Annotated in this window: 21 protein-coding genes; 6 read left to right on the top strand and 15 right to left on the bottom strand. The window is 67.7% G+C overall.

Annotated elements, in window-relative coordinates; translation table 11 throughout:
• Window positions 1-7 precede the first annotated feature (7 nt).
• Together AACG61_RS08160 and pepN are read right to left on the bottom strand one after the other, a co-directional pair.
• Entirely contained in the window at window positions 8-919 is a 912-nt protein-coding gene (locus tag AACG61_RS08160; protein ID WP_411836646.1) for a 1-acyl-sn-glycerol-3-phosphate acyltransferase, read from the bottom strand.
• A gap of 10 nt (window positions 920-929) precedes the next feature.
• Window positions 930-3503 carry an aminopeptidase N gene (gene pepN / locus AACG61_RS08155; RefSeq protein ID WP_411836645.1) on the bottom strand — a complete coding sequence of 858 codons (2574 nt, stop codon included), beginning with the start codon at window positions 3501-3503 and terminating at the stop codon, window positions 930-932.
• A 181-nt stretch (window positions 3504-3684) separates the two neighbouring features.
• Here pepN and AACG61_RS08150 point away from each other — a divergent pair, with 181 nt between their 5' ends.
• The 5 genes from AACG61_RS08150 (at window position 3685) to AACG61_RS08130 (ending at window position 9408) form a co-directional block, all read left to right on the top strand.
• Complete coding sequence (locus tag AACG61_RS08150) at window positions 3685-4287, top strand: hypothetical protein (RefSeq protein WP_411836644.1); 603 nt, start codon at window positions 3685-3687, stop codon at window positions 4285-4287.
• A gap of 207 nt (window positions 4288-4494) precedes the next feature.
• A complete protein-coding gene (locus tag AACG61_RS08145) occupies window positions 4495-6069 on the top strand; it encodes a Re/Si-specific NAD(P)(+) transhydrogenase subunit alpha (RefSeq protein WP_411836643.1) in 1575 nt (524 codons plus the stop codon).
• Between the two features lie 12 nt (window positions 6070-6081).
• Window positions 6082-7524, top strand: coding sequence for an NAD(P)(+) transhydrogenase (Re/Si-specific) subunit beta (locus AACG61_RS08140; RefSeq protein WP_411836642.1), 1443 nt, complete (start codon window positions 6082-6084; stop codon window positions 7522-7524).
• Window positions 7525-7602: 78 nt separating this feature from the next.
• A complete protein-coding gene (locus tag AACG61_RS08135; protein ID WP_411836641.1) occupies window positions 7603-8907 on the top strand; it encodes a DUF3422 family protein in 1305 nt (434 codons plus the stop codon).
• Window positions 8908-9063: 156 nt separating this feature from the next.
• Window positions 9064-9408, top strand: a complete 345-nt coding sequence (locus AACG61_RS08130) for an arsenate reductase family protein (protein WP_411836640.1) — start codon at window positions 9064-9066, stop codon at window positions 9406-9408.
• A gap of 39 nt (window positions 9409-9447) precedes the next feature.
• Here AACG61_RS08130 and AACG61_RS08125 read toward each other — a convergent pair whose 3' ends face one another.
• From AACG61_RS08125 to AACG61_RS08100, 6 genes are all read right to left on the bottom strand, one after another.
• Window positions 9448-9876, bottom strand: coding sequence for a TIGR01244 family sulfur transferase (locus AACG61_RS08125; RefSeq protein ID WP_411836639.1), 429 nt, complete (start codon window positions 9874-9876; stop codon window positions 9448-9450).
• A gap of 69 nt (window positions 9877-9945) precedes the next feature.
• Window positions 9946-10632: a phosphoglycolate phosphatase gene (gene gph, locus AACG61_RS08120; protein ID WP_411836638.1), complete on the bottom strand. Its 687-nt coding sequence runs from the start codon at window positions 10630-10632 to the stop codon at window positions 9946-9948.
• On the bottom strand, window positions 10620-11171 hold the full coding sequence (locus AACG61_RS08115) for a thioredoxin family protein (RefSeq protein ID WP_411839480.1): 552 nt from the start codon (window positions 11169-11171) through the stop codon (window positions 10620-10622). The genes gph and AACG61_RS08115 overlap by 13 nt, the downstream gene beginning before the upstream one ends.
• A 259-nt stretch (window positions 11172-11430) precedes the next feature.
• Complete coding sequence (locus AACG61_RS08110; RefSeq protein ID WP_411836637.1) at window positions 11431-12360, bottom strand: MYG1 family protein; 930 nt, start codon at window positions 12358-12360, stop codon at window positions 11431-11433.
• Window positions 12361-12478: 118 nt separating this feature from the next.
• Entirely contained in the window at window positions 12479-12790 is a 312-nt protein-coding gene (locus AACG61_RS08105; protein ID WP_411836636.1) for an ETC complex I subunit, read from the bottom strand.
• Between the two features lie 54 nt (window positions 12791-12844).
• Complete coding sequence (locus tag AACG61_RS08100; RefSeq protein WP_411836635.1) at window positions 12845-13147, bottom strand: hypothetical protein; 303 nt, start codon at window positions 13145-13147, stop codon at window positions 12845-12847.
• 114 nt (window positions 13148-13261) lie between these two features.
• On the opposite strand from AACG61_RS08100, the gene AACG61_RS08095 reads away from it, so the two are divergent.
• Entirely contained in the window at window positions 13262-13567 is a 306-nt protein-coding gene (locus AACG61_RS08095; protein ID WP_411836634.1) for an I78 family peptidase inhibitor, read from the top strand.
• Here AACG61_RS08095 and uvrB read toward each other — a convergent pair.
• The 7 genes from uvrB to sufC form a co-directional block, all read right to left on the bottom strand.
• The gene (gene uvrB / locus AACG61_RS08090) at window positions 13564-15750 is read right to left on the bottom strand and encodes an excinuclease ABC subunit UvrB (protein ID WP_411836633.1); all 2187 of its coding nucleotides are present in this window, start codon (window positions 15748-15750) and stop codon (window positions 13564-13566) included. The two genes, AACG61_RS08095 and uvrB, sit on opposite strands and share 4 nt — an antisense overlap.
• 63 nt (window positions 15751-15813) lie before the next feature.
• On the bottom strand, window positions 15814-17031 hold the full coding sequence (locus AACG61_RS08085; RefSeq protein WP_411836632.1) for an NAD(P)/FAD-dependent oxidoreductase: 1218 nt from the start codon (window positions 17029-17031) through the stop codon (window positions 15814-15816).
• A gap of 91 nt (window positions 17032-17122) precedes the next feature.
• Entirely contained in the window at window positions 17123-18334 is a 1212-nt protein-coding gene (locus AACG61_RS08080) for a cysteine desulfurase (protein WP_411836631.1), read from the bottom strand.
• The gene (locus tag AACG61_RS08075; RefSeq protein ID WP_411836630.1) at window positions 18331-18924 is read right to left on the bottom strand and encodes a Yip1 family protein; all 594 of its coding nucleotides are present in this window, start codon (window positions 18922-18924) and stop codon (window positions 18331-18333) included. The genes AACG61_RS08080 and AACG61_RS08075 overlap by 4 nt, the downstream gene beginning before the upstream one ends.
• Entirely contained in the window at window positions 18921-19394 is a 474-nt protein-coding gene (locus AACG61_RS08070) for a hypothetical protein (protein ID WP_411836629.1), read from the bottom strand. The genes AACG61_RS08075 and AACG61_RS08070 overlap by 4 nt, the downstream gene beginning before the upstream one ends.
• 17 nt (window positions 19395-19411) lie before the next feature.
• Entirely contained in the window at window positions 19412-20728 is a 1317-nt protein-coding gene (locus tag AACG61_RS08065; RefSeq protein ID WP_411836628.1) for a SufB/SufD family protein, read from the bottom strand.
• Complete coding sequence (gene sufC, locus AACG61_RS08060) at window positions 20728-21483, bottom strand: Fe-S cluster assembly ATPase SufC (RefSeq protein ID WP_411836627.1); 756 nt, start codon at window positions 21481-21483, stop codon at window positions 20728-20730. The genes AACG61_RS08065 and sufC overlap by 1 nt, the downstream gene beginning before the upstream one ends.
• Window positions 21484-21512 lie beyond the last annotated feature (29 nt).

Genomic DNA, 21512 nt, shown 5'->3' with positions numbered 1-21512 from the left:
GTCGTCCTCAGCCCCCAACGATGCGCCGGGTCGCGACCGGATCGGCCGATCCGCGCAGGCGCGGGATGCGGGCGGCGCCCTTGCCGGGTTCGGGCAGCGACAGCACGGCATGTCGCAGCGCCAGGATCGCCTCGTCGCTGCTGCGGGGCAGGTCGGCGGGGTTGATCGGCGCGCCGATGGTCACGCGATAGGGCTGGCGGGTCTTGTTCAACACTTCGTTGAACAGGGTCACGTCGCGCAGCGTCGGGTGGATCTTGTCGAACAGGTAGAACAGTGCCGAATTGCGCGCCCGGATGCGCAGCGGGATGACCGGCAGGTCGAACTTGCGCGCGATCATCGCGGCGCTGGCCATCCAAGGGCGTTCGTTCAGCGTCAGGCCGGTGCGCTTGGCCAGCCGCCCCGACGGGAAGATCAGCCCGAGACGCCCGGCCTCGATCGCGTCGCGGGTATAGTCCATCGTGGCGCGCGTCTTGGCATGGCTGCGCTTCTCCAGCCGCCATTCGACGGGCGCGATCATGTCGATCATCTGCGGCAGCACGCGGATCATGTCATGATTGGCATAAATGAACAGATCGTCGCGCACCTGAGAGATGGCGGCGTTCAGGAAGATGCCGTCGGCGATGCCGGTCGGATGGTTCGCCACGATCAGCGCCGGGCCGGTGGCGGGGATGTGCTCGATCCCCTCGACGCGCAGGTCGCGCACGATCAGGTCGGTCATCCGGCGGAAGATCTCGGACGGGGGCAGGTCGCGGACCTCGGCGCCCAGCTCGATCGTGCGCGGATAGCGCAGCAGGTGCATCATGCCCCATTTGGCCAGCCGGTGATGCGGCCGGCCGGAGAACAGCCATGGTGCGCGTTCCGCGATCAGCGGGTCCAGCCGCGCCTGCATGTCGGCGCGCGCCTGCTCGGTATTGCCCATCGCGTTCCCCTCACCGTCCCGCGGCTATCATGCGCGAGACCATTTCGCGTGTGTTCCGGCTCAAACCCTCCAGCGCGGCAATCCGTTCCAGTGCGGCCACGGCATGAGCCCTCCGGCCCGCGTCATAGCGCGGCCAGGTCTCGAAGGCGGTCGACATGCGCGCCGCGATCTGCGGGTTCGCGCCGTCCATCCGGGCCAGCCAGTCGGCGGTGAAGGCATAGCCCGACCCGTCGGCTGCATGAAAGCCCGCATGGTTCGCCGCAAGCCCGCCCAGCAACGCGCGGAAGCGGTTCGGGTTCTTCCAGTCGAAATCCTTGCGCGCGGCCAGCGTCTGCGCCACCGCCACGGCCCGGTCGGGCGGGGCGGCCATCACCTGGACCGAGAACCACTTGTCCATCACCAGGCGGTTGCCCGCGAACTCCTCGGCCATCAGGCGCAGCGCGCTCTGGGCGCGATCCAGCCGGACCAGCACCGAAAGGGCGGCCATGCGTTCGGTCATGTTGTCGGCGGTGCCGAACAGGACCTCGGCCCGCTCTCCGCCGTCGATGCGCGACAGCAGCCCAAGCGCCGCGATGCGCAGCGCGCGCCGCGCGGCCGAGGCGGCATCGGGCCTGTAGTCGCCCGGCACCGTCATCGCGGTGTAGAGCGCGGCCAGGGCGTCGCGATGCGCCTCGGCGATGCGGCGGGCCAGATCGCCGCGCGCCGCGTGGATCGCCTGCGGATCGGGGGTCACGCCCCGGTCGGCCAGGCGGGTCGCGATCTCCTCCTCGCCCGGCAGGGCCAGGCAGAGGGCGCGGAAGGCCGGATCGGCGGCCTCGTCCGACATCAGCGTGCCGATGGCCGCGATGAAGCCCTCTCCCGCGTCGCGGCCCTGCGCCAGGTCGGTCAGCGCCGAAAGCGCCAGTTCGCGCCCCGCCTCCCACCGCGCGAAGGGGTCGGTGTCATGCGCCAGCAGGAAGGCCCGCGTCGCGTCATCCATCTCCCGGCGCAGCACGACCGGCGCCGAGAAGCCGCGCAGGACCGACACGACCGGACGGGCACCCAGGCCCGGAAAGTCGAAGGACTGACGGTCCCCGGTCATCTCCAGGACCGTCGTCGGCAGGATCTCGTCGCCGTTCGGGCCGATCAGGCCCACGGCGATGGGGATGACACGGGCGGGCTTTTCGGGCTGACCCGGCGTGGGCGGGGTCGTCTGCGCGAAGTCCAGCGTCAGTGTGCCGTCCTGCCAATGCTCCTGCATCGTCAGATGCGGCGTGCCCGCGTCTGTGTACCAGCGCGCGAATTGCGTCAGGTCGCGGCCGGTCGCGTCCTCGAAGACCGTCAGCCAGTCCTCGATGGTGGCGGCGTCGCCGTCATGGCGGTCGAAATACAGATCCAGCGCGCGGGCATAGCCCTCGTCGCCGACCAGCCGCTTCAGCATGCCGATGACCTCGGCGCCCTTCTCATAGACGGTCGCGGTGTAGAAGTTGTTGATCTCCTCGTAGCGGTCGGGGCGCGGGGGATGCGCCAGCGGCCCCTGATCCTCGCGGAACTGACGGGCGCGCAGGACCTGCACGTCCTCGATCCGCTTGACCGCGGCGCTGCGCAGGTCGCCGGTGAACTGCTGGTCGCGAAAGACCGTCAGCCCCTCCTTGAGGCACAGCTGGAACCAGTCGCGGCAGGTGATGCGGTTGCCGGTCCAGTTGTGGAAATACTCATGCGCGATGACCGCCTCGATGCGCTCGTAATCGGTGTCGGTCGCGGTGTCGGGCGAGGCCAGGACCAGCTTGGAGTTGAAGATGTTCAACCCCTTGTTCTCCATCGCGCCCATGTTGAAGTCGTCGACGGCGACGATGTTGAACACGTCCAGGTCGTATTCGCGGCCATAGACGTCCTCGTCCCACCGCATCGACTTGATCAGGCTCTCCATGGCGAAGCCCGCGCGGTCCTGATCGCCGGGCCGCACCCAGACATTCAGCGCCACGTCGCGCCCCGAGCGGGTGACGAAGCGGTCGCTGACCGCGACCAGATCGCCCGCGACCAGCGCGAACAGATAAGCGGGCTTCGGCCAGGGGTCGTGCCATTCGGCCTGACCCGGCTCCTGCCGGACCGGGTTGCCGTTCGACAGCAGCACCGGCAGATCGCCCCGGACGGTCACGCGGAACGTCGTCATCACGTCGGGGCGGTCGGGATAGAAGGTGATGTGGCGAAAGCCCTCGGCCTCGCATTGCGTGCAGAAGATGCCGCCGGAGAGGTACAGCCCCTCGAAGGCCGTGTTGCCCTCGGGGTCGATCTCGACCTCGGCGGACAGGGTGAAGGGCGCGCGGGGCAGGGCGTCTGCGGCGATGGTCAGGGTCTCGTCGTCGCGGCGCATCTGCGCGGGCTCGACGGGGCGGCCGTCGATCTCCAGCGTCTTTAGGCGCAGTCCGGCGCCGCCGTCCAGGACCAGATCCTCGGGCGTGGCGCCGGGGCGCAGGTCCAGTTCGCTGCGCACCACCGTGCCGCGCGGGGCCAGCGTCACGTCCAGCCGGGTCTCGGTCAGGCCGAAGGGCCAGGGACGGTAGTCGGCAAGACGCTTGACGGGCTGCGGGGTCTGATCGGGCATCGCGGGCGGCCTCTCCTGAAAAATCGGGCATGGGCGGAACCCCTGCCCGATACCGGTGTTAATCGCCTGAACGCCGGCTCGCAAGGCGGGGTGTGGGCAGTGGCGATTGACAGCCGGTCGCCCGCGCGCCACACCGCTGCGACCTAACCCGGTCAAAAGACTGTCTGAATCGGAGACCTGCATGAGCTATGATCCCAACGACCCGAACCGCGTGAACCCTGGTGCGCCCAAGGAAACCTATGTCGAGCCGGTCGAGCGTCGGTCGTCGGCACTGCCGCTGATCATCGGCGTGCTGCTGGCTCTGGCGCTGGCCTATTTCGTGCTTCAGCGGTTCATGGCCGACGACACGGTCGTCGTCGATGGTGACACGACCACCGTGACCACGACCGAGACGGCGCCCGAGACCGCGCCCGCCGTCGTCACCGACGACACCGCCGAGGACGCCGCTGCCGAGGCTGAAGCCGCCGCCGACAACGCCGCCGCCGAGGCCGAGGCCGCCGCCGACAGCGCCGCCGAGGCGACCGAGAACGCCGCCAGCGATGCCGCCGCCGCCGCCGAATCGGCAGCGGACAACGCTGCCGAGGCTGCCGACAACGCCGCCGAAGCGACCGGCGCTGCCGTCGACAACGCGCTGGAGAACGCCGGCGAGGCCGCGTCCAACGCCGCCGACGCCGCTGCCGAGGCCGCCAATGACGCGGCAGAGGCCGTCGACGACGCGATCACCATCGAGGAGCCGGCTGAGACCCCCGCGCCCGCGACCACCACTCCGGCCCCGGCGAACTGATACCCGCCCCAGACCGACCATGACGGCCCCGGATGCAGACCGCATCCGGGGCCTTTTGCCATGACCGTTCCGCATTGTTCGACATGACAAGCGGAAGACAGCCACACGTTTCGTTGCGGCATGACGCAAGCCGGTCTTGTGAAACTTTCTTTCGCGGTGCTATGTGTCGGGCAAGAGCATACAACAAGGTCGGGGGGCGACGACGCCATGAAGATTGGTGCGGTTCGAGAGGGGTTCGAGGGAGAGGCGCGCGTCGCGATCACGCCCGCTTCGGCCGGCCATCTGGCCAAGCTGGGACATGAGATCCACATCGAGAGCGGCGCTGGCGCACGGGCCGGCTTCTCCGATGACGACTATCACAAGGCGGGCGTCACGGTCGAGCCGGACGCGGCGGCGCTGATCGCGGCCGTGGACGTGCTGGCCAAGGTCCGTCAGCCGACCGAGGCCGAGATCGGCCAGATGCGCGACGGGCAGACGCTGATCTCGTTCTTCCATCCCGCGCAGAATGCCGAGCTGCTGGCGCGTGCCAAGGATCAGGGCATCACCGCCATCGCCATGGACATGGTGCCGCGCATCAGCCGCGCGCAGAAGATGGACGCGCTGTCCTCCATGGCCAACATCGCGGGCTATCGCGCCGTGATCGAGGCCGCGAACAATTTCGGGCGCTTCTTCACCGGGCAGGTGACCGCGGCGGGCAAGGTGCCTCCGGCCAAGGTGCTGGTCGTGGGGGCGGGCGTCGCGGGTCTGGCGGCGATCGGGACGTCGGTCTCGCTCGGGGCGCAGGTCCATGCGTTCGACGTGCGCCCCGAGGTCGCCGAGCAGATCGAGTCGATGGGCGCCGAGTTCGTCTTCCTGGAGTTCGATCAGCCCGTGCAGGACGGGGCCGCGACGGGCGGCTATGCCGCGCCCTCCAGCCCCGAGTTCCGCGAGAAGCAGCTGGCCAAGTTCCGCGAGCTGGCGCCCCAGATGGACATCGTCATCACCACGGCGCTGATCCCGGGCCGGGACGCGCCAAAGCTGTGGACCGCCGACATGGTCGCGGCTATGAAGCCCGGCAGCGTCATCGTGGACCTGGCCGCCGAGAAGGGCGGCAACTGCGAGCTGACCGTCCCGGATGAGCGTTTCATCACCGAGAACGGCGTCGTCATCATCGGCTATACCGATTTCCCTTCGCGAATGGGCGCGCAGGCGAGCGAGCTCTATGGCAACAACATCCGCCATTTCCTGACGGACCTGACGCCCAAGAAGGACGGCGTCATCCATCACAACATGGAGGATGACGTCATCCGCGGCGCGACCGTGGCGCATGACCATGACGTGACCTGGCCGCCACCGCCGCCCAAGGTCGCGGCCATCGCCGCCCAGAAGCCCAAAGAGAAGAAGAAGGACCTCACCCCCGAGGAGCGCCGCGCCGCCGAGGCCGCCGCCTTCAAGGCCGACACCGCGAACCAGATCAAGCTGCTGGTCGGCGGCGGACTGGTGGTCCTGCTGATCGGGCTGGTCGCCCCCGCCAGCTTCATGGCGCATTTCATCGTCTTCGTGCTGGCCTGCTTCGTGGGCTTCCGTGTCATCTGGAACGTGGCCCATTCGCTGCACACGCCGCTGATGGCCATCACCAACGCGATCAGCTCGATCATCATCCTGGGCGCGCTGATGCAGATCGGCTCTGGCTCCTGGTGGGTCGTGCTGCTGGGCGGGCTGGCGGTGCTGATGGCGTCGGTCAACATCTTCGGTGGCTTCATGGTCACCCGGCGCATGCTTGCCATGTTCCAGAAGTCGTAAGGAATCACGGGCATGGAATACGGATTCACAACCGCGGCCTATGTGGTCGCATCGGTGCTGTTCATTCTGTCGCTCGGCGGGCTGTCGGGACAGGAGAGCGCCAAGCGCGCGATCTGGTACGGCATCGTCGGCATGGCGCTGGCGGTGGCGGCGACACTGTTCGGACCGGGCGCGGGCAACTGGTTCCTGTCGCTGGTGATGATCGCCATCGGCGGCACCGGCGGCTGGCTGGTGGCCAAGCGCGTCCAGATGACCGAGATGCCGCAGCTGGTCGCGGCGATGCATTCGCTGGTAGGCCTGGCCGCGGTCTTCGTCGGCTTCAACGCCCAGATCGAGCTGGGCCGCGTGCTGCGCCTGCGCGCCGAGGGGATCGAGGCCGAGCTGACCGGCTTTGCCGCGCTTCTGGCGCACAAGACCCCGGCCGAGATCGCCATGCTGAAGATCGAGGTCTTCCTGGGCGTCTTCATCGGCGCAGTGACCTTCACCGGATCGGTCGTGGCCTATGGCAAGCTGGCCGGCCGCGTCGATGGCAAGCCGAAGAAGCTGCCCGGCGGTCACATGCTCAACGCAGGCGCGCTGGCGCTGTCGGTGCTGCTGGGCATCCTCTACTGCACGGGCGTGGGTCCGGCGGTGTTCTGGCTGATCCTGATCACGCTTCTGGCCTTCTTCATCGGCTATCACCTGATCATGGGCATCGGCGGCGCCGACATGCCGGTCGTGGTGTCGATGCTGAACAGCTATTCGGGCTGGGCGGCAGCGATGATCGGCTTCACCCTGTCGAACGACCTGCTGATCGTGACTGGGGCGCTGGTCGGATCGTCGGGCGCGATCCTGTCCTACATCATGTGCAAGGCGATGAACCGGAACTTCGTCAGCGTGATCCTGGGTGGCTTCGGCGGAGAGACCGGCCCCGCAGCGGCGATCGAGGGCGAGCAGATCGCCATCGACGCGGACGGCGTGGCATCCGCGCTGAACGAGGCGGACAGCGTCGTGATCGTGCCGGGCTATGGCATGGCGGTCGCGCAGGCGCAGGGTGCGGTCAGCGAGCTGACCCGCAAGCTGCGCGCTGCGGGCAAGACGGTGCGCTTCGCCATCCACCCCGTCGCGGGGCGTCTGCCGGGCCACATGAACGTGCTGCTGGCCGAGGCCAAGGTGCCCTATGACATCGTGCTGGAGATGGACGAGATCAACGACGATTTCCCGTCCACCGACGTGGTCATCATCATCGGGTCGAACGACATCGTGAATCCCGCCGCGCAGGACGATCCGAACAGCCCCATCGCCGGCATGCCGGTGCTGGAGGTGTGGCGCGCCAAGCAGGTCTTCGTCAGCAAGCGCGGTCAGGGCACCGGCTATAGCGGCATCGAGAATCCGCTTTTCTTCAAGGAGAACACCCGGATGTTCTATGGCGACGCCAAGGACAGCATCAACAAGCTGCTGCCGATGATCGACTGATCCACGCCGTCGCGGCGGCCGTGACGGTCGCCGCGACGGGACGGGGCAGGGGGCGCGGCCCCCGTGAGGGAGAGCCGAATGAACCCCGCGACCGACCACCCGCTGCGCTATGCCCTGGTCAACGAGCTGCATGCGCGGCCCTCGCCCAGCATCGCAGCCCCCGCCACGGCGGTCTTCCTGGCCTTCAAGGAGCCGCGCAACGCCGCGAACCGCGACCGGGACCGCGATCAGGCGCATCTGGCGGCGCTGGTCGCGCGCCATGGCGGGCCGCGCCCCGATCCGCAGGGCATCCACTATCAGGGCAAGCTGGGCCGGCACGACCTGAAATGGGAGAGCCATACCGAGTTCGTGACCTACATGGCGATGGTGCCGGGTCTGCCGATCCGGCCCTTCGATCCGTCTGCGGCCGCGATCTTTCCCGTAGCCTGGCAGGACGAGGCCCCCGGCAGGCGCGTCGCCGCCGTGATGATTCAGGTGGCCCTGCTGCCCGACGATCCGTCCGACCTGCTGCCGCAGCTGGACGGCTGGTTCGCGCAGGACAGTCTGGCGGTGATCTGGGTGCTGGACCAGAGTGCCCTGGTCGCGGGGGATTTCCGCATCGACGCGGACGGGTTCATGCGCTTTGCCGTCTTCGTCCGTCCCGGCACCAGCGAAGCCCGGATCGGGCGTCTGATCCACCGGCTGGTGGAGCTGGAAACCTATCGCGCCATGTCGATGCTGGGCCTGGACCGCGCCCGCGATCTGGGCCGCCGCCTGAACGATCTGGAGCCGCGTCTGACCGCCATCCTGGAGCGCATGACCGACGATGCGCAGCCCGCTGATCAGCTGCTGCACGATCTTCTGGCGGTCTCGGCCCAGCTGGAGGCGCAGGCGGTGCAGCACTCTTTCCGTTTCGGGGCGAACAGCGCCTATGAGGCGATCGTGCAGGACCGCGTCGCCGCGCTGCGCGAGACGCGGTTCCAGGATCGCCAGATGCTGACGGAGTTCCTGCGCCGCCGCTATCAGCCGGCCATGCGCACCGCGAAATCGGCCGAACGGCGGCTGGCCACCATGCTGGAACGTGCCGCCCGCGCCAGCGAGCTGCTGCGCACCCGCGTGGATGTCGAACGCAGCGCGCAGAACCAGAAGATCATGCGCCGCATGGATCGGCGCGCCGACCTGCAGCTGCGTCTGCAGCACACGGTCGAGGGACTGTCGGTCGTCGCGATCAGCTATTATGCGGTCGGGCTTCTGGCCTATGCCTTGGCGCCGCTGGCGGGTCTGTCGGGATTGGACAAGGCGCTGATGGTCGCGGGCCTGACTCCGGTGACGGTCCTGGCGGTCTGGTGGTCCATGCGACGCGTGCGGGCGCAGTTTCACGACCACGGCAGCGACGATTTGTAGCTTGTGGTGCGGCCCGCGGTTCGGGATAGATCGACCGACAACCAACGGGAGAAAGATCCGATGCGCCTGACCCTTGCCCTGATCGCAACGCTGGCCCTGACCGCCTGCGGCGTTCCCTTCGTGCCGCTGATCTGACCTTTGAATTCTGGAGGAACCATGTCCAAGACACTGACGATGTTCGGACTTTCCCACTGCTCGACCTGCCAGAAGGCGCAGGCGGCGCTGGAGGAGCATGGCTGGACCGTGGCCTTTCGCGATGTCCAGAAGGAGCCGCTAAGTGCCGACGAGCGCCAGGCCCTGGTGGATGATTTCGGCGACAAAATCATCAACCGCGCCAGCCTGACCTGGCGGGGCATGTCCGAGGAGGAGCGCGCCGCCGATCCGGTCCAGATGATGGGCGACAAGCCGAGCGTCATGAAGCGCCCGGCGATTCGCACGGGCGATCAGCGCGTTATCGGATGGACCGCAAATGTCAAGCGGGCACTGGGCGTTCCGGCCTGACGAACGGGGCAGGGGGTGCGGGGCAGGGTGCCCCGCGTCTCAGCCCCGGCGGCTGGACAGTGAGGCGATCAGTGGGCGGACGCCTGACAGGTCGTAGCCTGCACCGGCTGCCGTGGCCAGGATCTCGTCCTCGGGCAGCTTACCGGCCTGCGTCAGCGCCCAAAGGACGGTGGAGCGGTTGCCAGACCGGCAATAGGCGATCACCGGCCCCTGACCCGCGGTCGCCTCGGCGAAGTCGCCGATCAGCTGCGGCGTGATCTGGCCCGGATGGAACGGCACGTAGTGATAGCGCATCCCTGCCTGACGCGCGGCCTCGGCCATGGCGTCGTGATCGATCTCGGGGCCGACCTCGTCATCGGGTCGATTGTTGATCAGCACCTTGAAGCCGGCCTCGGCCAGTGCCGGTACGTCCTCCGGCAGAATCTGCGGCGATACGGCGAGGTCGGGGTTGATTTGGCGCAGATCCATCGTGGGGCCTCTCATGATCGGATGGTGTCGGTCTGGCGCGATCGCGCCCCGAATGTCAAGCCGGGCGCCTCAGGCCGCGATCGCCGCACCGACAAGATCGGGCAGCTGGTCGAACCTGTCGAAGATGGCTTGATGCGGCAAATCCTCGACCGCGGTCATCCGGTAACCGCCGGAATACAGCAGTAGCGGCACGGGCACGGCCGCCGCGCAATGGGCGTCGAATTCGCTGTCGCCCACGAACAATCCGCGCGGCACCGCCGGATCGCAGCCGAACTGCTGGAACGCCAGCCGCAGGGGTGCGGGATCGGGCTTGCGCTGCGGCAGGCTGTCTCCACCGACGACCACTGGGAACAGGTGTGCCAGACCGAAATGATCCAGGACATGGCGCGTCGGCACCAGCGGCTTGTTGGTGCAGATGCCCAGGGGATGGCCGGCATCCGACAGCGCGCCGAGCGCCTCGACCACGCCGGGAAAGACCCGGGTCAGCGCGGTCGCATCGTGATAGCGGGCCATGAAGCCCGCGATCAGCGTCGGTCGATGGACCGGGTCGATGTGGCAGGCGGCGATGATGCGCGTCCACAGCAGCTCGACCCCGCCGCCGATGAAGCTGCGCACGCGCGGCAGCGGGAGGGGCGGCACCTGATGCTGGCGCAGGACGGCATTCACGCAGGCGTGGATGTCGGGTGCGCTGTCGATCAGTGTGCCGTCCAGGTCGAAGATGATGGGACAGCGGTCGCGCATGATCAGGCCTTCCATTTGATCGAACAGCCGATGGACGCGATCTGGTCGCGCGGACCCCGGCCGGTTTCGGCGATCTGGCACATTGCCAGATAGAGGTCGCGCCGCGCATCTGGAGCAGCGGCGACGCGCGAGGATGCGTCCAGACGCCCGCGATACTGCAGCAGGCCGTCGGCGTTGTATCCGAAGAAATCGGGCGTGCATTCCGCCCCATAGGCCTGCGCCACGTCCTGCGTCGCGTCGTGAAGATACGGGAACCGGAACCCGTATTCCCGTGCCAGACGCGTCATCCGATCGGGAGCGTCGTCGGGATAGGCCTCGGCATCGTTCGCGCAGATCGCGACGACACCGACGCCGTCATACATCAGCGCATGAGCATCGCGGACAATGCGATCCAGGATCGATCGCACGTACGGACAGTGGTTGCAGATGAACATGACCAGCGTCGCCTTGGGCCCGGCCACATCGCGCAGCGATACGGTTCGCCCGTCGCGGTCCGTCAGGTCGAAGTCGTGCCACGGAGCGTCGAAGTCGCAGACTGGAGGTGATACGGCCATGCGATGTCCTGTCATAGTTCTGGTCGTTTCTGGCGCGTGAAACCGGTCAATGCAAGGTATCCGGTAACGATGCTTAACTTAGCATGCCTATAAAATGACATAATACAGATTATTGACATAAGGAGCCGCGTAGTGGTCAGACCGCTTTCACACCTTGAGTTCTTTGTTCTACCGCGCTGCCTCAAGGCCTCTCATCACCGAAAGCTGTAGCACCCAAACAATCCCATCAGACTTATGGCTGTTATTAGGCCATAAGCGCTCATCCAGCCTGCTGCACTATTCCCGCATCCTGGACCGCCAGAGCCGCAAGTTGCAACGCTGCCGGCCGATCTGCAGCGACCGCGATGAAGCGGCCATTGTGGCAGAAGCGCGCGCCGGGAACGCCCGATGCGGCCGCGAACGCCGCGTCGGTCAGACCTGCCCATGCCTCCGGCAAGTCTGCGCGCAATGCGAAGCCTTCGGGATCGCGGCGGATGCCGGTGATTGCCCAATCCGTGTCGCGGGGATGCACGACGAACAGCAGGTGATCGGCACCTGCCCTGTCGATCGCCGCACGGAACGGCATGCCCATCGGCAGTTCCAGGATCGGGCTGTCGCCTGCGGCGGCGATGGCGTCCATCACCACGGCCTCGGCCCGCAGCTTGGCGGCCTTGCGGGCGATCGCGGCCTCGACGAAGGCGCGCGCGATGATCAGTGCCCGGTCGAAGGCCAGATCGTCCGCCTCGGGGGTGCGGTCGTCAAAGACCGGTTTCAGGCTCTCCAGCAGCAGAGGCAGCGACAGGTCCGCAAGCGGTCCTGTCGGCGACAGCGCGCCGTTGTCCACGAGGTCGATGGGCAGGACGAAGTCGGCATCGAAGGCGGCGTGCATCGCGTCCACATCCCGTGCCGGGACGCCGTAAGCCCGCAGGTAGTCCCGGCCGAACTGCCGCCAGATCAGCCCGAACGAACTGTAGGGCTGGCCGTCGTCGCGCAGCGGCGGGTTCTTCTGGTGGTGGTCGAAGATCAGCCGCGCGGGGTCGTAGTCGCGCCCGACGTCATAGATCACCCGGTCCGGCGCCGGCGTGGTCCAGTCCGCATTGCGAGTCCTCACGATCCGGGCATGCGGGAAGAGCCGGGTCAGGATGACGGAGGAGAGAAGCTCGTCGGCATGGAAACCGCCGGAATGGGTGACGAGATGGGCAATGGTCATGGCCTGTCCTGAAAAGCAGATGACCGCCCGAAGGCGGTCAGAGAAAAATCGATGGCTTACGAAACCTTTGCCCCGAACCGGGCACGGATGCCCCTGCCCCGCAGCAACCACGCTCCGGTCAGTGGGTCCAGGGCGCGCGGCGGTCGGTCGCGAAGTTCTCGCCATAGCCGCGCGGGCGGACGTTCACGGCGCGGCGATGCGGTTCATGCACCACGAATTCCAGACCCCGCTCGCGGGCATAGTCCTCGGCCTGCTTGCGCGTGTCGAAGCGCAGCCGGACCTGGCTCTGGGTGTCGCCGCTGCTGGTCCAGCCCATCAGCGGATCGACCTCGCGCGCGTCGGAGGGCGGGAATTCCAGCACCCAGCCTTTGGTCTTGGCGGTGCCGGACTGCATCGCGGTGCGGGCGGGCTGATAGATGCGCACGAGCATGGGATTTCCTTCGGATCGGGTCTGATCGTTATATCGCCAAAACCGCGCCGCGCTTCAAGGCCCGGCGTGGCCGGCACCGGCCAGATCGGGCATCTCGGCGAAGGGTGCGCTGAGTTCCGTCGCGCCCGTCCGCTTGTCATGCAGGCAGACCGACAGTTCAGGCTCCTCCTGCCCCTCGCGCGTGGTCACCACCAGGGCAAGGGCGGTCATCTCGGTGCCGAACTCGTTGGCGTGGACGGCGATGCCGGCCTCCGGTGCGGCGGTGCGGGCGGCCTCGTCGCAGGCCTCGATCAGGCGCAGGCGCAGCGCCTCCCATGCGTCGTCCGAGGAGGCGGAGGCCAGGCCAGGGGTCAGCATCGTTGCCGCAAGCAGAAAGAATGTCCTAGACTTCATGGCTGACCTTCCGGAACCAGTTTCGCTGCCGCATGTTGGCCCTAAAACGACACGATGTCACATGAGAGGGACGTGATCATGACCGCACCTGCCCGTCTTGCCGCAAAGGCGCCGATCTTCGGGGCCCTCACGCTGTCGATGGCCCTGGGCGCCTGCGGGGCAAGCCCCTACGATGTCGCCGCGACCCGCTGCGACGCGTCCCAGCATCAGACCCTCGTGGGCCGCAACATCGGCGAGGTCTACCTACCGCCGAACCTGCCCAAGCGCGAGGTGACCTCCACCAATGGCGGCGCCGACGGGGTGATGACCCGCGACTATCGCCCGTCGCGGCTCACCATGTTCCTCGATCCGATGGGCTGGATCGTCGCGGTCGCCTGCGGCTAGCGGCCGCGCTTGGAGCGCTTGTTGCCGCCGCGCTGACCCGCCCTGCCCGCGGTCGATCGTCCCGACGACTTGACCGCGGCCTCGGCCGCCTCCTCGATCACCGACTGGCGGGCCATGGGATCGTCGGCGATGGCCAGATCGACGGCCTCCAGCCGCTTGACCTCGTCGCGCAGGCGCGCGGCCTCCTCGAACTCCAGGTTCTCGGCGGCCTTGCGCATCTGGGTGCGCATCGCGTCCAGATGCGCGGCCAGATTGGCGCCGATCAGCGGCTTGTCCACCTTGGTGGTCACGCGCGACTGATCCGTGTCGCCCTGCCACAGCCCCGCCAGCACGTCGTCCACGTTCTTGCGGACGGTCTGGGGCGTGATGCCGTGCTCCTCGTTATAGGCGATCTGCTTGGCGCGGCGACGCTCGGTCTCGGCCATGGCGCGTTCCATGCTGCCGGTGATGCGGTCGGCATACATGATCACCCGCCCGTCGGCATTGCGCGCCGCCCGGCCGATGGTCTGGATCAGCGAGGTCTCGGAGCGCAGGAAGCCCTCCTTGTCCGCGTCCAGGATGGCCACCAGCCCGCATTCCGGGATGTCCAAGCCCTCGCGCAGCAGGTTGATGCCCACCAGCACGTCGAAGGCACCAAGGCGCAGGTCGCGCAGGATCTCGATCCGCTCGATCGTGTCGATGTCGCTGTGCATGTAGCGGATCTTGATCCCCTGCTCGTGCAGGTATTCGGTCAGATCCTCGGCCATGCGCTTGGTCAGGGTGGTCACCAGCGTCCGGTAACCTGCGGCAGTGACGCGGCGCACCTCGTCCAGCAGATCGTCGACCTGCATTTCGACCGGCCGAATCTCGATCTGCGGGTCCAGAAGGCCGGTGGGGCGGATGATCTGCTCGGTGAAGACGCCACCGGTCTGATCCATCTCCCATTGCGCGGGCGTGGCCGACACGAAGACGGATTGGGGCCGCATCGCGTCCCATTCCTCGAACTTCAGGGGGCGGTTGTCCATGCACGATGGCAGGCGGAAGCCGTGTTCCGCCAGCGTGAACTTGCGCCGGAAGTCGCCTCGATACATGCCGCCGATCTGCGGGACGCTGACATGGCTCTCGTCCGCAAAGACGATGGCATTGTCGGGGATGAACTCGAACAGCGTGGGGGGCGGCTCTCCGGGCGCGCGGCCGGTCAGATAGCGGCTGTAGTTCTCGATGCCGTTGCAGACGCCGGTGGCCTCCAGCATCTCGATGTCGAAATTCGTGCGCTGCTCCAGCCGCTGCGCCTCCAGAAGCTTGCCCTCCTCGGTCAGCTGCTTCAGCCGCGTCGCCAGCTCCTGCTTGATGCCTTTCACGGCCTGCTGCAGCGTCGGGCGCGGCGTGACATAGTGGCTGTTGGCATAGATGCGGATCTGCTTGAAGCTGTCGGACTTGACCCCGGTCAGCGGGTCGAATTCGGTGATCGCCTCCAGCTCGTTGCCGAAGAAGTCGAACCGCCAGGCCCGGTCCTCGAGGTGAGCGGGCCAGACTTCGACCAGATCGCCGCGCACGCGGAAGCTGCCGCGCTGAAAGCTGGTGTCCAGCCGCTTGTACTGCTGCGCCACCAGCTGGCCCAGGAACTCGCGCTGGTCATAGCTCTGCCCCACGACCATGTCCTGGGTCATCGCCGAATAGGTCTCCACCGAGCCGATGCCATAGATGCAGCTGACGGATGCCACGATGATCACGTCGTCACGCTCCAGCAGCGCCCGGGTGGCGCTGTGGCGCATCCGGTCGATCGCCTCGTTGATCTGCGACTCCTTCTCGATATAGGTGTCGCTGCGGGCCACATAGGCCTCGGGCTGGTAGTAGTCGTAATAGCTTACGAAATACTCGACCGCGTTCTCAGGGAAGAAGCCCTTGAACTCGCCGTAAAGCTGGGCGGCCAGCGTCTTGTTGGGCGCCAGGATGATCGCGGGGCGCTGCGTCTCCTCGATGATCTTGGCCATGGTGAAGGTCTTGCCCGTCCCGGTCGCGCCCAGAAGGACCTGGTCGCGCTCTCCGGCGGCGACGCCCGCGACCAGCTCCCTGATGGCGGTCGGCTGGTCGCCTGCGGGGGCGAACTCGCTCTGCAGGACAAAGCGTTTCCCGCCCTCAAGCTTGGGGCGGGTCACTTCGATCGGACGCGCGACGGGCGCGTTGGTGTTGTTGTGACCCATGACTGTCCGGGGGTTCCTGATCCGTTCGGCTTGTCCCCAAGATGTGTCGCGCAGGCCCGGAATTCAACCGCGTTTGAGGCGCGCGGGCTGAAGTTCCGACCACCCTGCCCCGCCCGACAGCTCATCCGCCAGGATCTCGGCCGTGACCGGCCCCAGGGTGAAGCCCTGATGCCCATGCCCGAAATGCGCCCAGAGGTTCGGCTGATCCGGCACCCGCCCGACCAGCGGCAGCATGTCGGGCATGCAGGGCCGCCGCCCGGTCCAGGGTTCCGCCTCGACCGGGGCGCCGATGTCGAACAGCTCGCGCGCGGCCTTCTCCCCATGCTTCAGCTGCGGGGGCGACAGGCGCGGATGGGGCGTCAGCTCGGCCGCGGTGGCGATGCGCAGGCCCCGGCGCATAGGCGACAGAACGACCGAATTGCCGAAATCGGCGATCGGGTGATGGGGCGGCATCTCCATGTGGTAATGCCGGTGATAGCCGCGCTTGTAGACCATCGGCACCTTGAGGCCGAAGCGCTGCGTCAGCATGGGCGACCACGGCCCAAGCGCGATCACGGCATGTTCCGCCTCGACCTCGTCGGCGCGCCAGCCGGCACCGTGGCGGTGCAGATCGCCCGCGTCGCCGTTCACGATCCGCCCGCCCTGCTTCTGGAACAGGGCCGCATAGCTGGCCACCAGCCCGCCGGGATCGGCACAGTTCCAGCTGTCCGACCAATGCGTCGCGCCCTCGACCTCGATGCGGATCGCGGGCTCCATCGCACGCAGCTCGGTCCCGGTCATCAGCCGCGCCTCGACCCCGAATTCGGTGCGGAAACGCTCGGCGGTCTGGCGGGCCTTCTCCATCTTGGCGGGGGTGCGGTGGATCTCGATATAGCCGTTGCGGCGGATGATGTTGTCCGCGCCCGCCGCCGTGATCAGCGGCCCGTGACGTTCTGTCGACTGGCGGATCAGCTTGCCCCAGGTGAGCGAGGCGCGCTTATGCGCCGCGGGCAGAGAGTTCAGCGCGTATGTCGCGACCGCGCCCAGCTGCGACAGCAGCCCCGAGGGCGTCCATTTCACGTCATAGCCCCGCCCAAGCGCGATCTGGAACAGCGCGCCCGGCGCCAGCGGCATGGCATAGGGCTCGACCGCCTCGGTCTGGATCAGGCCGGCATTGCCGTAGCTGGTCTCGCGTCCCGGCACGCCGCGTTCGATGATGGTGACGTCATGCCCGCGCGCCTGCAGCGCCAATCCGGTCGTCACCCCGACCATGCCCGCACCCAGAACCAGAACCTCGGCCATCGCCGCCTCCATCGCTGTCTTTCCTCAGCGATGCGGCGGAACGGCGGTCCGGACAAGGTTTCTTCGGCGACCGCCCGAATCTTTGCAAGATTCAGGCGAAAAGTTCGTGGCAGAAGGTCAATCCTTCGATCAGCGCGTCCACTTCTGCCTGCGTGTTGTACATGGCAAAGCTGGCGCGGGCGCTGGCGGTGATTCCCAGATGCTCCATCAGCGGCATGGCGCAATGGCTGCCGGCCCGCACCGCGATCCCCTTCTTGTCCAGGATGGTCGAGATGTCATGCGCATGCGCCCCCGCCATCGTCATGGAGAAGATCGCGCCCTTGTCCGGCGCGTCGCCCTGCACCTGCAGCCAGTTCAGGCTGTTCAGCCGCTGCCGGGCATAATCGCGCAGGCTGCGCTCATGCGCGGCCACGTTCTCCATGCCCAGACCCATCAGGTATTCCAGCGCCGCGCCCAGGCCGATCTGGTTGACGATGCCGGGCGTGCCCGCCTCGAACTTCAGGGGCGGGTCGTTGTAGGTCACCGCATCGCGGCCGACCGTGCGGATCATGTCGCCGCCGCCCAGGAAGGGCCGCATCTGCGCCTGTCGGTCAGCCCGGATCCAGATCGCGCCGGAACCCGATGGGCCGTAGAGCTTGTGCCCCGTGACGCAGTAGAAATCGGCGCCCAGGGTGCTCAGGTCCACCGGCATGTGCACCGCCGCCTGGCTGCCGTCGACGACCAGCGGCAGGTCGGTGCCCGCGCGGACGCCCGCGATGTCCACCACCGTGCCGGTCACGTTCGACATATGCGTCAGCGCGATCATGCGCGTGCGCGGGGTGATGGCGGCCAGCACCTTCTCGGCGGGCAGGCTGCCGTCGGGTTCGGGTTCGACCCATTTCAGCACCACGCCCTGCCGTTCGCGCAGGAAGTGCCACGGCACGATGTTGGCGTGATGCTCCAGCACCGACAGCAGGATCTCGTCGCCGGGCCGAAGGTTCGGCGCGGCCCAGCCATAGCTGACCAGGTTCAGCGCCTCGGTCGAGCCGGAGGTGAAGATCACCTCGTCCTCGCGCGGGGCGTTCAGGAAGCGGGCGATGATCGCGCGCACCCGCTCGTAGTTCTCGGTCGCCAGGTTCGACAGGTAATGCAGCCCGCGATGCACGTTGGCGTATTCGCCCTCATAGGCGCGGGTGATCGCGTCGATCACCACGCGCGGCTTCTGGGCGCTGGCGCCGTTGTCCAGATAGACCAGCGGGCGGCCGTTCACCTGCCGCGACAGGATCGGGAAATCGGCCCGGACGGCCTCGACGTCGAAACTCATTGCGGCATCTCCGGCATGAGGCCAAGCGCGGCCATGAAGAAGGACAGGATGAAGCCCATCACCAGAAGCGTCCCGAACATCACCAGCAGCACCTTGGGCCCGCTGGTGAAGCCGTGCAGCGCCTTGGTGAACTGGACGGTCAGCCACAGGAACAGCGCGACGGCCAGGATCCCCAGCATGCCCGCCAGCGCGGGAAGCGCCAGCGACAGGACGATCTGGGCCAGCTGCACCATCAGCAGCATGACCTCGATCCAGACGGTCAGGATCAGCGCGTCCTCGAACCGGCCCCGGCCGCCGAACATCCGGCCGACCCCGGCCATCAGCCCCGCGCCCAGCACGATGGCCACCAGCTGCGTCGCGGCCAGGACCAGGGGCTGGCCGGTGATCGCCATGACCGGCGCGGCGTCGTCCTGCGGGCCGCCCAGGATGGCGGTCGCGCCGAAGGCCAGGATGCCCGACAGCGCCACGGCCAGCACCAGCGCCATCCAGCGCACCGGCATGGGCAGGTTCAGCGCGATGAGCCACCGCGCCGCCTCCTCGGGCTGGCGCAGGGTCTGGACCGCCAGGGTCTTGAAGTCGTCACGGGTCATTTGCGTCTCGCCAGCGCCGCGATCCCGGCGCCCCAGATGAACAGGAAACCCAGGCCCGCAACGGTGCGGGTCAGGGTCAGGGCGGGTGACGGGCCGATCAGCCCCGCGACCAGCCCCGCCAGAAGCGTCGCCGGCGCCGCCGCCAGAAGCGCCCAGAACAGCGCAAGCCGCGCGTGCCGCGGCTCCAGCCGCCACGGCGTCAGCCGGATCAGCAGGCCGGACAGCCCCGCCACGGCATAGGCGATCAGCGGCATCATGAACATGGTGCCCAAGGCCGCACCCCCGATGCGCGCGTCCAGCGGCACCGACGGGTCCAGCTGCGCGGCCCGCGACAGGCCCGGCGTCTGCGCGACCAGCGTGATCAGCATGGCCAGCATCAGCACCGGCAGCAGCACCCGGTCGGGCATGGCGGCAATGCCCCGCACCACCCGGCGCGGGGCCCACCAGCTTTCCAGCACGCGCAGCATCATGCCGCCGCGCGACGGACCTAGATCTGGGGTCGGGCGGTCAGCCACGCATCCAGCCGTTCGTTGATCTCATCGCGCAGGCTTTCGTCCTCGACCTCCTCCAGGGCATCGGCCAGGAAAGACAGAACCAGGAACACGATCGCCCGGTCATGCGGCACCCCGCGGGAGCGCAGATAGAACAGCGCATCCTCGTCGATCGCCCCGGTGGTCGAGCCGTGAGAGCATTTCACGTCATCGGCATAGATCTCCAGCTCGGGCTTGGCCAGGAACTGGCTGGCCTCGTCCAGAAGCAGCGCCTGGCTGATCTGATAGCCGTCGGTCTTCTGCGCGCCCTGCTTGACCAGGATCTTGCCCTGGAACACGCCGGTGGCGCCGTTCTTCAGGACCTTCTTGAACACCTGACGGCTTTCGCCGCGCAGCGCACCATGGGTCACGAAGACCGTGTCGTCGTGATGGAACGGCCCCACGCCGCCATCGCCCAGAACCGCCGCCGCGACATGCGCGACCGCATCGTCGCCGACGATGTCCACGACCGCCTCATGGCGCATGGTGGTGCCGTTCACGACCAGCGCGAAACTTTTCAGCACGGCCTCGGCGCCCACGCGGGCGAACAGATGCGACAGGCCGACCTTCGGGTCCACGGCGCGCTTGGCGGTGATGTGGTGCAGCGTGGCCCCGTCGGCCAGATCGGCCTCGATCACGCCGTTCGACCGCGCTCCGACCATGCCGCTCTCCAGCAGGGTCAGCACCGCGCCGCTCTCGACGCGGATGACATGGTGCCACATCGCGTCGGCGGTATCCGTCGCGCGGCGGTGCAGCACGTGCACGGGCTTGGAGGGCGTGCCGGTCACGCGGATCAGGACGCCGTCGCGGGCGGCGGCGGTGTTCAGCGTGGCAAAGGGCCGCTTGACCGGGGTCTGGCCGGCGGCCTCCAGCGTGCCGAACAGGCCCTCGGCCCAATGACCGGGCCGCGCGGCGGCGAGGGTCTCGATCTCGATCCCCTCCAGCGCCAGCGGGTCCGAGGCGGCCGCGTCGAAGACGCCGTCGACGAAGACCAGCGTCAGCTTGTCCCGCTCCGCGAACAGCGGCGATTCCGGTCCGCCGTCGATGGGCAGCGCGGTCGCCTGAGGCGCATTGAAGGGGCGCGGGTCGGTATAGCGCCAGTATTCGTCGCGCGGTCCCGGCAGGCCCATCGCCCGCAGGCGCGACAGCGCGTCGGCACGCGCCGCGGCGAACCCGCCCTGCGGCAGGTCCAGCACGGCCAGCCGCGCGTCAAGCGCGGTTGCGGGACGGGCGGCGGGTTCGGGCGCCTTGGTCTTGACGGCCATCTCGGTCATCAGCCGGCCTCCGCCAGAAGATCGCCATAGCCGTTCTCCTCGACCTCGAGCGCCAGCTCGGGGCCGCCAGACTTGATGATGCGGCCGTTCGACATGATGTGGACGACGTCGGGCTGGATGTGGTTCAGAAGGCGCTGATAGTGGGTGATGACCAGGAAGCTGCGGCCCTCGCTGCGCAGGGCGTTCACGCCCTCGCTGACCAGGCGCATCGCGTCCACGTCCAGACCGCTGTCGGTCTCGTCCATGATGCACATGCGCGGCTCCAGCATGGCCATCTGCAGGATCTCGTTGCGCTTCTTCTCGCCGCCCGAAAAGCCAACGTTCACAGGACGCTTCAGCATCTCGGGGCTGATCTGCAGCTCGCGCGCCTTCTCGCGGACGACCTTCAGGAACTCGCCCGCCGACAGCTCGTCCTCACCGCGGGCCTTGCGCTGCGCGTTCACGGCCGTGCGCAGGAAGGTCATGTTGCCGACGCCGGGGATCTCCACCGGGTACTGGAAGGCCAGGAACAGGCCGGCCGCCGCGCGCTCCTCGGGCTCCATGTCCAGCAGGCTCTCGCCGTCCAGCGTGGCGGTGCCGTCGGTCACCTCATAGCCGTCGCGGCCCGACAGGACATAGGACAGGGTGGACTTGCCCGACCCGTTCGGACCCATGATCGCATGGACCTCGCCGGCGGGGACCTCCAGGGTCAGACCCTTCAGGATCTGTTTGTCCTCTTCCTCAAGCTTGACGTGCAGGTTGTTGATTTTCAGCATGTTTTCCTCAAACGGCGAAGGCGCCCCGG

This window comes from Paracoccus sp. ME4, from assembly GCF_046736325.1.
Lineage (GTDB): Bacteria > Pseudomonadota > Alphaproteobacteria > Rhodobacterales > Rhodobacteraceae > Paracoccus.
The sequence above is the reverse complement of the archived record's forward strand: the minus strand, read 5'-3'. Positions and strand labels throughout refer to the sequence as shown.